The 12,536-nt window shown below is 44.0% G+C and carries 12 protein-coding genes; 3 read left to right on the top strand and 9 right to left on the bottom strand.

The features are described from left to right. Window positions 1–146: 146 nt before the first annotated feature. The 6 genes from H6G32_RS09015 to H6G32_RS08990 form a co-directional block, all read right to left on the bottom strand. Window positions 147–935: a BMC domain-containing protein gene (locus H6G32_RS09015; protein ID WP_190457283.1), complete on the bottom strand. Its 789-nt coding sequence runs from the start codon at window positions 933–935 to the stop codon at window positions 147–149. 180 nt (window positions 936–1,115) lie between these two features. Beyond that, complete coding sequence (locus tag H6G32_RS09010; protein ID WP_190457281.1) at window positions 1,116–1,880, bottom strand: transferase; 765 nt, start codon at window positions 1,878–1,880, stop codon at window positions 1,116–1,118. A gap of 99 nt (window positions 1,881–1,979) precedes the next feature. After that, the gene (locus H6G32_RS09005; protein ID WP_190457279.1) at window positions 1,980–3,623 is read right to left on the bottom strand and encodes a ribulose bisphosphate carboxylase small subunit; all 1,644 of its coding nucleotides are present in this window, start codon (window positions 3,621–3,623) and stop codon (window positions 1,980–1,982) included. A gap of 140 nt (window positions 3,624–3,763) precedes the next feature. After that, a complete protein-coding gene (locus H6G32_RS09000) occupies window positions 3,764–4,066 on the bottom strand; it encodes a EutN/CcmL family microcompartment protein (RefSeq protein WP_190457276.1) in 303 nt (100 codons plus the stop codon). Window positions 4,067–4,072: 6 nt separating this feature from the next. After that, window positions 4,073–4,417 (bottom strand): carbon dioxide-concentrating mechanism protein CcmK, encoded by a 345-nt coding sequence (locus tag H6G32_RS08995; protein ID WP_190457274.1) that lies wholly within the window; start codon window positions 4,415–4,417, stop codon window positions 4,073–4,075. A gap of 91 nt (window positions 4,418–4,508) precedes the next feature. Continuing rightward, window positions 4,509–4,817 carry a carbon dioxide-concentrating mechanism protein CcmK gene (locus H6G32_RS08990; protein ID WP_015209255.1) on the bottom strand — a complete coding sequence of 103 codons (309 nt, stop codon included), beginning with the start codon at window positions 4,815–4,817 and terminating at the stop codon, window positions 4,509–4,511. 666 nt (window positions 4,818–5,483) lie between these two features. On the opposite strand from H6G32_RS08990, the gene H6G32_RS08985 reads away from it, so the two are divergent. The 3 genes from H6G32_RS08985 to H6G32_RS08975 all read left to right on the top strand — a co-directional run bounded on the left by H6G32_RS08985 (window position 5,484) and on the right by H6G32_RS08975 (window position 10,186). After that, the gene (locus H6G32_RS08985; protein ID WP_190457272.1) at window positions 5,484–7,340 is read left to right on the top strand and encodes an NAD(P)H-quinone oxidoreductase subunit F; all 1,857 of its coding nucleotides are present in this window, start codon (window positions 5,484–5,486) and stop codon (window positions 7,338–7,340) included. A gap of 63 nt (window positions 7,341–7,403) precedes the next feature. Beyond that, window positions 7,404–8,906: an NADH-quinone oxidoreductase subunit M gene (locus tag H6G32_RS08980; protein ID WP_190457270.1), complete on the top strand. Its 1,503-nt coding sequence runs from the start codon at window positions 7,404–7,406 to the stop codon at window positions 8,904–8,906. Between the two features lie 149 nt (window positions 8,907–9,055). After that, complete coding sequence (locus tag H6G32_RS08975) at window positions 9,056–10,186, top strand: CO2 hydration protein (protein WP_190457268.1); 1,131 nt, start codon at window positions 9,056–9,058, stop codon at window positions 10,184–10,186. Window positions 10,187–10,372: 186 nt separating this feature from the next. Here H6G32_RS08975 and H6G32_RS08970 read toward each other — a convergent pair whose 3' ends face one another. The 3 genes from H6G32_RS08970 to H6G32_RS08960 all read right to left on the bottom strand — a co-directional run bounded on the left by H6G32_RS08970 (window position 10,373) and on the right by H6G32_RS08960 (window position 12,500). After that, window positions 10,373–11,182: a Uma2 family endonuclease gene (locus tag H6G32_RS08970; RefSeq protein WP_190457266.1), complete on the bottom strand. Its 810-nt coding sequence runs from the start codon at window positions 11,180–11,182 to the stop codon at window positions 10,373–10,375. 240 nt (window positions 11,183–11,422) lie between these two features. Further along, window positions 11,423–12,169, bottom strand: a complete 747-nt coding sequence (locus H6G32_RS08965) for a Uma2 family endonuclease (RefSeq protein ID WP_190457265.1) — start codon at window positions 12,167–12,169, stop codon at window positions 11,423–11,425. A 220-nt stretch (window positions 12,170–12,389) separates the two neighbouring features. Further along, complete coding sequence (locus tag H6G32_RS08960) at window positions 12,390–12,500, bottom strand: hypothetical protein (protein WP_242046538.1); 111 nt, start codon at window positions 12,498–12,500, stop codon at window positions 12,390–12,392. Window positions 12,501–12,536: the final 36 nt, after the last annotated feature.

Genomic DNA, 12,536 nt, shown 5'->3' with positions numbered 1-12,536 from the left:
ACTTATGGATTGGAGAAGCTATCATCAGAAATATGAGCAAAGCGTAAGATGCCTTTTAACAAACGGTGAATGATGAATAGTGAATAGCGAGTGCTAAATGAAGATTGCCTGCAATCCATCATTGATCATTCACCATTTCTGGTTCATCATTCATCATTCCATAATTCTTCAGGAACTTTGACAGGTAAAGTGGATAAATCTGGCAACTTTAGCACCTCTAATTCGGCAACTTGCTCCTTGATATTCACTGGCAAATTTAACGGTTGACGTTCTTCTATCCAGCAACTTGCTAGGGGCAATGTTTGCTCCAAATCATCCAGTGGTCGAGGAATCACCATGACTGCATTCAACTCTCCAATGCGTTCTGCCTCGAACATCCCCGCTTCCACTGCTACCGCAACGTTTGCCACAGAGCCGCGAATAATTGCTGTACACAAACCAGCACCAATTTTTTCATAAGCAGCCAAATGGACATTAGCAGATTTGAGCATCGCATCACAGGCGCCAACCATAGCCGGAAATCCTCGTGTTTCCACTAAGCCAATTGCTTGATTGCTCAGACGGCTGTAATTACCTTCCTGCATTATTTGATTGAGGCGATTGGTAATCGGCAGCACTACTTCAAGATTGGGATAAGGTCGGGGAATCACTAAGCTAGAAACCAACTGACCAAACTGTTCAGCAGTTTGGGCACCAGCTTCTACAGCTAGACGCACATCAGCAATTCCACCCCGAACGATAGCAGTACAGTGGCCGCCACCAATTTTTTCATACCCAACTAGGTGAACCCCAGCCGATTTCAGCATCATATCCGCTGTGCCAACTATAGCTGGAAAGCTGCGGGTAGAGACTAAACCCAAGGCAGTATCCTTGTGGTTGTCTCGACGACGGGATGCCTGGATGGTACTAATAGAAAGTTGATTATATGTCTCCATACTATCCAGGATACTCACAAAACTGATAACTTACAAAGAAGTAGGGTTCGGTGAAAGGCTTCTTGGATTTAATTTGGCCGGAAACACGATCTGACTGGCTCTAGATGATCGGCTTTGCCCTTGGGAACAACCTGTCCAAAATTGGATAACTTTAATGAAACCCCAAAAAGCACGACATTTTTATTCAAACTGATTGTTGTTTGGGTTGCTCAAAGATTGCCTATGGGGCAACAATGTGGACAACAACCTTTGGATGCTGCTTTGCCCATAAATTTGCGCCCCGAAAATATTAGGGGATTCAGCATCAGGCTGTTTGGGTTCTGATTCCTGAGTTTCGACTTCTGTAGCTGCCTTCTGGGCATCTTCTTCTAGGGTGGAGTCAGCAACCTTGGTATCTTCCCCTTTAGGAGGAGACTGGCTCCCAGGAGTGGGAGAAGACTTGGACATGAAAGTAGACTGGTACTTTAACTCCATAAAAGCTGATGCCGAGAGGTTATTTGAGGAAATCACCTGGGCATTTTCTTCTGGCTTCTCAGTACTTGTAGAAGTGGGGCTAGTGGCGGATGCTTCCGGTTGTTCTGTTTCACTAATCTGTCTACTGGTGTCACCCAAAATTGAACCGGGTGGAACTACTTGTCCCGGTTCAACAGAACAGTGAAAAACTGTTGTCGCTGAACCGATGCAAGCATTTGTACCGATTTTCCCCTTGCCAACCATTAAAAAACCGGCTCCCAGGTTTGCCCCTGCTTCTACTTCAAGGATGCCTTCATGGACTTGGAGAATTGTTCCCATGCCAATACAGACTCCTGGACCGATAATAATTTTGCTGTTTACAGCCGCTTGGAGGATTACTCCTGGTGCGAGTACTGCACTCTCGTGAATAGTCACCTCGCCACTAATATAAGAATCAAAGTTGTTGCTGAGGCGCAGTGGCGGCACAGACATGGGATTTGTAACCTCGGAAGCCGGAAAAAATTTGAATGGTAAGGGATAATTGGTAACTGGTTATTGGTTATTGGAGTGCTGATTACCCATTAGCCATTACTATGGACGTTGGATAATTGTTTCCAATACCCGGCGCTTCGCTTTGGGGTCAACGCCAATTAAGCGCACATATTCACCTTGATATTCAGCGAGGTAGCCGGACAATGCCGCGATCGCTTCTCGGTCTGATGTAGTCTGAATTTGACCACAGCTAGCCCAGGAACCCATCCGGAACCGCCGCTGGTCTACGTGTTCGGCGCTTATTTTATAACCACTAGCTAATAGTTGCCGCAGTTGCTCCACTACTTCAGAACTCAAGCTGCTACTAACAACTGAGGTAGTGGCTGATGATTTACTAGCAACTGATTTCTGACTACCAGGTGAACTAACTTGACCATTGGGTCGTTGAATAATGGTTTCTAATACCCGCCGTTTGGCTTTGCTATCAATGCCAATTAACCGCACATACTCCCCTGGATGGCTTTCTATACAACCTTCTAAAGCAGAAATCACTTCATTGATCGAAGTTCCTTCCACTGGCTGGCAACTAGTCCAAGAACCTGTGCGGAAACGCCGCTCATCTACGTGTTCCATACCTATTCTGTAGCCACCTGCCAAAAGTTGGCGGATTTGGTCTACGGTTTCAGTACTGATTTTGGCACTACTCGCGCTGCTGCCGTTGCCGTTACCGTTACCGTTGTAACTGCCATTGGACTGACTCCCAGGAGCTTTAAAGCCAGACACTACTGTAGTTACCCCATCGGGACGTTGGACGATGGTTTCTAACACCCGCCGTCTACCGTTGTCAATGCCAAACAAACGGACATACTCGCCGCTGTGGTCTGCCAGACAACTTTCTAAAGCGGCGATCGCCTCACCGACTGATCTCGGTTCAATCGGCTGACAGCTAGTCCAACAACCCGTACGGAACCGTCTTTGATCTACGTGTTCTGTACCAATTTTATACCCTTGTTCTAATAGATAGCGCAACTGCTCTACCGTTTCTGCACCCAAACTCTTGCTGGCCACTTCACTACTCCTTTCCAATTCTTCAACCGTAATACTTGTATAAGATTTAGCTATTTCATCCCGAATGGGTGCAATACACTTGCTATCCGCAGCACAGCGATAACCAGATCGCAATGCCTGATTAATTCCAACCACATGATGGGCAAATTGCTGATCCTGCTTTTGAACATCTGGCAAGCGGTCAGCCTGCTGCTGGCTAGTGATTATCGCTCCCGAAGGCACATACTTACCTGGGGGAATTTCTACGTCTTGGATCAAGGCGTGCATCATCACGATGCAACCTGCACCCACCCTGGCATTAAATACCGTAGAGCGAAAGCCAATAAAAGAATTATCCCCTACATAAGCTGGCCCATGAATTAGAGCCATGTGGGTAATGGAAGCATTATTGCCAACCCATACCGAGTATTGATTTTCATCATCGCCAACTACTCGGCCTTGCTCCAACCCATGAATGACCACACCATCTTGAATATTGGTGTTTTCACCGATATAAAAGGGCGTACCTTCATCCGCTCTAATCGAAGTCCCTGGGGCAACGATTACATTTGCACCTATCAGCACATCCCCAATAATGTTGGCAGAAGAGTGTACAAAAGCGCTTGGGTGGATTTGGGGTTCAGCTAAACTCCTTGACCAAGGAGTTGGGGGTGCCGCCGTGCTGCGGACTACCATCGCGAGATTCCTCCTGAAATAAGCTTTTTGTCAGATGTTCAGTGGTCATTTGTCAGTCGTCATTTGTCAGTTGTCAGTTGTTTTTATTCAACTAGTGACCATTGACTAATGACCATTGACTAATGACTAATGACCATTGACTATCGATATTGGTCTTTTTTGCTGTAAATGACGCGATCTTCAACGTGAATAGTATCTATGATCGCCACTACTGCTGCATCTAACGGACGTTGTTCATTACCAAGAATTTGACGAGCGGCACTACCACGACTGACAAGCACCCACTCATCTACTCCTGCACCCACAATATCTGCTGCTACCTCATATTCTGGGAGGATGTTTCCGTTTTCATCTACTAATTGCAACAGCAGCAGTTTCACACCTCTAAGACTGGGATCTTTTTGCGTGCTGACTACTGTGCCACGGACTTTGGCAACTTGCATTACGATTTACGGTCTTCTACCGAAAGGACGAATAGCGTTCACATCTTCCCGGAATTGCTCTACATCTTCTGTATAACGAATTGGTAGGACGTATTCCAAGTTTTCGTGAGGACGAGCAATGATATGGGTAGACAACACTTGTCCGCCGTTGACTCGCTTCACTGATTCCACTCCTGCGGCCACGGAAGCTTGTACTTCCGAAACGTCACCTCGAACGATGACTGTAACCCGACCACTACCGATTTTTTCGTAGCCTACTAGGGTTACGCGAGCAGCTTTCACCATCGCATCAGCAGCTTCTACAACTGCTGGAAAGCCTAGCGTTTCAACCATTCCGACTGCAATTGACATTAGTTCTCATCCTTAAATCAAGTTTTTAGACTTAGACGCAAGTAAGGCTTCAATTAGCCAAAGAGTATTAATTACGTCGTTTAAACTACTTTTAGGTGCGGAACTGTTCCACAGCTTCCGTGTACCGAATCGGTAAGACGTATTCTAGGTTTTCGTGGGGACGGGCAATGATGTGAGTGGATAACACTTCACCACCATTTACTCTTCTGGCGGCTTCTACCCCAGCTGCTACTGAGGCTTGTACCTCAGATACATCTCCCCGGACAATCACGGTAACGCGAGCGCTACCGATTTTTTCATAGCCTACTAGGGTCACGCGAGCAGCTTTCACCATCGCATCAGCAGCTTCTACAACTGCTGGAAAGCCCTTTGTTTCAATCATTCCAACTGCAATTGGCATCGCAGAACTCCTAAAAATGAATCCGATCAGTACAGTGAGAGAGAAAATTTTGACGGGGAAAGCTTTATCTTATAGCTAAGAAAACACTTCCAAATTAAGCTTATGAAAGCTTTGCATCTCTGGCAATATAAATTACTATAATAGTTTGTCATAAAAAACTTTTAAAAAACTTAACAATTATTAATACGGCCTACTACTCTATCAAAGTTTACGGATTCCTAGAGTGGCCGCTTATGCTTTATAATTTTTTTAATTACATTTAAATTTAAAAAACGACATTCATCACCAAGGGTAATCCTGTCTAGTGAGGGAAGAGCGGGGGCGGTACAGTAGGTTGCTGTATCTGTCTTTGTTCAATTTTTGCTATTTGCACAAGGACTATGTGAAAAAAAGATAAGTTTTTCAAATATATTGTATAAAGTTCTTTGCTCAAAGTAGAAATACAAATCTAAAAACTCAAGATGATATAAGACAAATAAATGCCTTTAAGTATGTAAAATTATATTTTATTGAACTTTAATAGGGTAACTAAAGTACAAATACTTAGTCAAGTTTAGTGGCAAAATAGTTAAAAGAAACATGGAATTCTGGGGAAATAATCTTTTTAGTAGATGATTTTTTTATGCTGTTAAAAAAAATCAGGCTGAGTCGTCAAGGGAAATTTAAATGAATCAGTTTCTATATTTAACAAGTTGGTTTGTGCCTTTTTATAGCTTGCTAGGCGCAATTTTAACCTTGCCGTGGGGAATGGGAATAATTCAACGTACAGGGCCAAGACCTGCGGCCTACTTGAATTTGTTGACGACTATCTTAGCTTTTATCCATAGCTTGTTTGTATTTAAAGATATCTGGGATAAAGATCCAGAAAGTTTGGTGATTACCTGGTTCCAAGCTGCGGATTTCAAGTTATCCTTTGCTCTAGAACTTTCACCAGTCAGTATTGGGGCAATAGTTTTAATTACGGGACTAAGCCTGTTGGCCCAAATTTATGCCCTGGGTTATATGGAAAAAGACTGGTCGCTGGCACGTTTTTTTGCGCTGATCGGATTTTTTGAAGCGGCGCTGACTGGGTTAGCGATCAGTGACTCCTTGTTTCTCAGTTATGCTCTATTAGAAGTCTTGACCCTTTCCACTTACTTGCTGGTGGGATTTTGGTATGCTCAACCGCTAGTGGTGACGGCAGCGCGGGATGCCTTTTGGACTAAGCGAGTGGGAGATTTGTTACTGCTAATGGGTGTAGTGGCTCTCTCTAACTTAGCCGGCAGTTTGGACTTTTCCGATTTATCTGAGTGGGCGCAAACGGCTAACTTAAGTCCTGTGACATCGACATTATTGTGTTTGGCTTTGATTGCTGGACCTGCTGGTAAATGTGCCCAATTTCCTCTGCACCTGTGGTTAGATGAGGCGATGGAAGGGCCTAACCCAGCATCGGTAATGCGGAATTCTCTGGTGGTAGCTGGTGGTGCTTACATACTGTATAAAATTCAGCCATTGTTAGCGTTGTCGCCCATAGCGTTGAATGCTTTGGTAGTTATGGGTACAGTGACGGCGGTAGGAGCAACATTGGTATCGATCGCCCAAATTGATATTAAGCGATCGCTCTCTCATTCCACCAGCGCATACATGGGATTAGTGTTTTTGGCAATGGGATTGCAGCAAGGGGGTGTGGCTCTGATGTTATTGTTAACCCATGCGATCGCTAAAGCGCTGTTATTCATGAGTTCTGGCTCAATTATCTACACTACTCAAAGCCAAGACATCACAGAAATGGGCGGTTTGTGGTCACGGATGCCAGCCACTACCACCGCCTTTATTGTTGGTTCGGCGGGGATGGTAACACTGTTACCACTGGGAAGCTTTTGGGCCATGCTGGCTTGGGCTGATGGATTGGTGAAAATTAGCCCTTGGGTGATTGTGGTTTTAATATTAGTCAATGGCTTAACAGCACTGAATTTAACCAGAGTATTCCGATTAGTTTTCTGGGGTGACCCCCAACCGAAGACCCGCCGCGCCCCGGAAGTTGGTTGGCAAATGGCATTTCCAATGGTTTCTCTGACGGTGCTGACCCTGCTATTACCCCTAATGCTACAACAATGGTACTTGCTACCGGGTTGGGAAAGCATTGATTGGTATGTGCTGTTATCGTTGCTGGCTTCTACTTTGCTGGGGGTTGGTATTGGTTCCACAATTTATCTGCATAAAGCTTGGTCGAGATCCAGAATTCTAGCCTGGAGATTTTTTCAAGACTTGTTAGGTTATGATTTCTACATTGACCGAGTATATCGAGTAACCATTGTAAGCGCCGTAGCGCTGCTGTCTAAGATTTCGGCTTGGTGCGATCGCTATTTGGTTGATGGTCTGGTGAACTTGGTAGGATTTGCCGCTATCTTCGGTGGGCAAACTTTAAAATACAGCATTTCTGGTCAATCCCAAGGCTATATGTTAACTATCCTCGTGGTAATTAGCGTCCTGGGTTTTTTCATTAGCTGGTCATTGGGACTTCTAGATAAATTGCCTTTCTAGTAGTGCTGAGTTAGTCACTGCCCTCTAAAATGTATTCCCCCTTCCCTTTCACGATTTGTGCTTATGCTGAGTACCTTGATTTTGCTGCCGTTGCTTGGTGCGGCTTTAATCGGTTTCTGGCCCTCTGACATCAATGGAAAACTCTCCCGTGGGATAGCTTTGGCATTTGCCAGTATCATTTTCTTATTGACAATTGTCCTAGCAATTCAGTTCAATCCAGCGTCAGCCAGTCAACAATTTGCCGAGTCTCTCCCTTGGATCGATGCCCTAGGCTTGAATTACAATCTGGGGGTAGATGGCTTATCTTTGCCATTATTGCTTTTGAATGGACTGTTGACTTGCATAGCCATTTATAGCAGCGATCAAGCCCTTCAACGTCCTAGATTTTATTACTCTTTAATCCTACTGTTAAGTGCTGGGGTGACAGGAGCTTTTCTGGCACAGGACTTACTGCTATTTTTCCTGTTTTACGAGTTGGAATTGATTCCCCTGTATTTGTTGATAGCCATTTGGGGTGGTGCAAAACGGGGTTATGCCGCTACGAAATTTCTCATTTATACTGCTATTTCCGGAATCCTGCTTTTAGCCAGTTTCCTGGGTATAGTTTGGCTGAGTGGTGCTAATAATTTTGCCTTAGCAACATTGCATACAACTTCTCTACCTTTAGCGACACAAATTTTACTGCTAGGGGGGATTTTGGTCGGTTTTGGGATAAAAGTTCCTTTGGTTCCCTTCCATACTTGGTTACCAGATGCCCACGTTGAGGCCTCTACACCCATTTCTGTCCTCTTAGCTGGGGTACTGTTGAAGTTGGGAACCTACGGCTTACTGCGGTTTGGGATGAACTTATTGCCAGAAGCTTGGGCATATTTAGCGCCGTGGTTGGCAACTTGGGCTGTAGTGAGCGTATTGTATGGTGCATCTTGCGCGATCGCTCAAACCGATATGAAGAAAATGGTAGCATACAGTTCCATTGGGCACATGGGCTACATTTTGTTAGCAGCAGCAGCAGCTACACCTTTAAGCGTTTTGGGCGCTGTGATGCAGATGATTAGCCACGGCTTGATTTCTGCAATGCTGTTTTTGTTAGTTGGGGTTGTGTATAAAAAAGCCGGTAGCCGCGATTTAAATGTGATCCAAGGACTGCTGAACCCAGAACGGGGTTTACCTGTAATTGGCAGCTTGATGGTTTTGGGAGTCATGGCCAGCGCTGGCATACCGGGAATGGTCGGATTTATTTCCGAATTCATTGTTTTTCGGGGCAGTTTTGCCGTTTTTCCAGTGCAAACCCTGCTCTCGATGATTGGTACAGGCTTAACGGCAGTTTATTTTTTAATTCTCGTCAACCGTGCCTTTTTTGGGCGTTTGTCGGCACAAGTCACCAACTTACCACGGGTATATGCAAGCGATCGCGCTCCAGCAATTATTTTAGCAGTGCTGATTGTCATTTTCGGCATCCAACCCACTTGGTTAGTCTATTGGACTGAACCCACCATCACAGCAATGGTTAGTATCCAAAATGTAGTAGCAACAGTCTCTTTAGATAAGGCAAAAAGCAAAACCTAAATGATGGGTAATCGGTAATCGGTAATGGGTAATCGGCAATGGGTAATCGGTAATGGGTAATCAGAAGTTCCATAACCTGCTTCATCAATCACCAATTACCTATTCCTAATACCCAATCAACAATTTCTAGAATGTTTGGAGACAAGGTCATGCCAACCACTAAAAAGAAGAAAGCTAATAATACTTTATCTGAATATATTAAACGCCTGCAAACAGGAGGAGCATTACTTTCTGACACACCAGAAAATGTGTTAGAAGTAGTGGGAATTCTCAAAAGCTATGGCGTAGTTTTAGATGCTTATTCAATAAATCTCAACTATATTGCTGAAGAACAATTTTTAGTATTTTTCCCCTTCTTTAAATACTTCAATGGTGAAATTTCTTTCCAAAAATTATTCCGTCATTTATGGCATGACCGAATTAATTTTGAATATGCCGAATATTGCATGAAAACCATGATGTGGCACGGTGGCGGCGGACTAGATACATATTTGAATACTAAGGAATTTCAAGAAAGAGCGCAAGCCGTTATTGCTGCTAAATTTAAAAATAATCCCTTAGTTCTGGGACTTAATCAACTATTTCCCGATTTTTTAATTGAACTTTTACGCGTCTCTGCTTACTACACAGGTTTGGGTCAATTTTGGCGAGTTATGGCTGATATGTTTCTCAGCTTATCAGACCGCTATGATCAAGGTGAAATTAAAACGATTCGCCAAGTTGTAGAACATATTAAAACGGGTTTAGTGGCAAATGCTGCCAATCCCATTACCTACGATGTCAAAATTGGCGAAAAAGTATATGAACTCATTCCTAAATCAGTTGGTTTAACCTTTTTAGCAGATACCGCAATTCCTTATGTAGAAGCGGTATTTTTCCGGGGAACTCCTTTTTTGGGAACAGTTTCTCTCAACGCCCAAGCTTATCAAGTTTCCCCAGATCAATCTCGTTTCCAATATGGTGCATTATATGCTGATCCTTTACCCATTGGTAGCGCCGGCATTCCTCCGACATTGTTAATGCAGGATATGCGTCATTATCTACCAGAGTATTTGCACGAAATCTATCGTCGCAGTCCTCGCGGTGAAGATGATTTGCGGGTACAAATTTGTATGAGTTTCCAAAAATCGATGTTTTGCGTGACGACAGCGACGATTTTGGGACTGATGCCTTATGCTTTAGATACTCAAGATATAGATGAGCAAAAAACTAATTTAGTCTATTTACAAAAGTGGATGGAAAGATTAAAAACTTCGCGAATATTGGAAGTTAATAAATAGCTGACTTCGCTTACATTCATCTCCCCTATAAATGTAGAGACTAAGCATGATAAGTCTCTACACTCCCCTTCCCGGAGTTTGAGAATGTGCTTAAACTTTATGTTGTGCGATATTTACGCATTGAGAATGTAATTTTTATATTAAAAATAGGGCACAGTAAGGGATGCCGTCGAAAATCCAGCAATATTAAGCTTCTGGTTCAATACCAAGCGCCCTTAATTGGGCAGTTAGGCGATCGCTTTTTTGGCGTTCCATTTCCGCCCTTTGGCTTTCTAATTCTGCCCTTTGGCGTTCCTGTTCGGCTCTTTCTTCACCAGTCAACAACAAATTACCTTGCAAATCCCACCACCGCAACCAGGGTAATTCTGCGTTCTGATATTCTCCCTGCCATAAGCCTAACTCAATGCCTAAAGGTGCAATGGGATAATGTCCCCGTTCATTTGCTGGTAATAACTGATATTCTCCACCAATTAACTCATAAACTTCTACACTGGCTTTATTCACTTCATAAATCCCGTAAAAGGGAGTACGAATTACCTGTTCATAAATCCAAAATTTACCTTTCCAAGGGGTTTTATCTCGCTCTTCTGAACCATCCCCAGAAACAAATTCTAAGACAATTAATGGAGCAATGTACTCTTGCCAAAGCACATAAGAGCGGCGTATTTGCCCATTTAAGGTAGGCGGTACATTGGGGACATAAAACCCATCGGGCGCTTCTGCACCGCGTTCTGGGGGGTCGGTAATGCGCCAGTAGATACCTAAGTCCTGACCAATACAATATTGACCATCAGGATTTAATTGCTTGAGGATGGGTGTAATTGAGTCAGTCAATAAGATGCTTTGGGGATGTTCTTGCCAGTTTTTCGCGCCAGTTCGCACAACGGGGGGAACCCCCGCAAGCGACTGGCTTACAAAGGTTCCGTCTGACTCTGGAAGTTGCGTATGGTCTGGGAGGGTGGTTCCAGAGGTGGGGGGATTGGTGGTAAAGGTCATATACCCTCGCGCTAGATGAGGTTTGTTTTAGTTTAGCAATAGAGTCGCTTCAGAGAATTATGCTTTACCTGAAACTCTTTCTATTGAAAGTTGATGAATAGTGAATTATCTTGAAAATAATACAATATATTAATGTGCATTATTATAGGTGATTTCATGAGTACCACGAGTTTTCGGCTTGATGATGACTTGCAAGAGAAACTTGATGCTACTGCTAACCAGTGCAAAATTAAAATAATATTACGCTTCCGGTTCAACCCCCAAAGCACGCAACTGTGCAGCCAAGCGATTTGCTCTTTCTTCACCAGTCAACAACAAATTACCTTGCAAATCCCACCAACGCAGCCAGGGTAATTCTGCATTTTGATATTCTCCCTGCCATAAACCTAACTCAACACCCATAGGCGTAATCGGATAATGTCCGCGTTCATTTGCTGGTAATAACTGATATTTGCCTTCAATTACGTGATATATTTCCACACTGGATTTATTCACTTCATAGATGCCATAAAAAGCGGGTTTAATTACCTGTTCATAAATCCAAAATGTACCTTTCCAAGGGGTTTTGTCTCGCTCTTCTGCGCCATTTCCAGAGACAAATTCTAAAACAATTAATGGCGAAATATATTCTTGCCAAAGTACATAGGAACGTCGCGGTTGCCCATTCAAAGCAGGTGGTACATTGGGAACATAAAACCAATCGGGGGCTTCTGCACCTTTTTCCGGTGGTTCAGTGATGCGCCAATAAATACCTAAATCTTGTCCAATAAAATATTGACTATCAGGATAAAGTTTTTGTAGTACAGGCTGGATTGAGTCTGTGAGGAGAATGCTTTGGGGATGTTCTTGCCAATTTTTCGCGCCAGTTCGCACAACGGGGGGAACCCCCGCAAGCGACTGGCTTACAAAGGTTCCGTCAGACTCTGGAAGCTGGGTATGATCTGGGAGGGTGGTTTCTGAGTAGGGGCGGTTGCTTGCAGAGGTCATATACCCTCGCGTTTTGTGAGGTTTGTTTTAGTTTAGCAATATAGGGGGAAAGGCGATGGCGCGGAGCGCCCGCTCAAAGAGCGATCGCACATTATTCCCCAACCAACGCCAGTGCTTGATTGATTACACGGTCGGAGAGATACATTCCTAATGACCGTAAATTCTGTGACATACTCCACACACTCCCTTCCAGGTGAGTGTGGGCTTCTCAACGACTCCTCTATGAGGACATTAATTGAGCTTTAAGACCGTGTGTCCCACGGTTCTTGATATTTATAGCCGCGTTCAAATCCCTGCACAAACTCGCATGACATACAGGGCAGTTGTGCATTCTTTGAGATAGCGGCTTTTTAACTTTGTGACCACC

Source organism: Cylindrospermum sp. FACHB-282 (genome assembly GCF_014697195.1).
GTDB lineage: Bacteria > Cyanobacteriota > Cyanobacteriia > Cyanobacteriales > Nostocaceae > Cylindrospermum.
The sequence above is the reverse complement of the archived record's forward strand: the minus strand, read 5'-3'. Positions and strand labels throughout refer to the sequence as shown.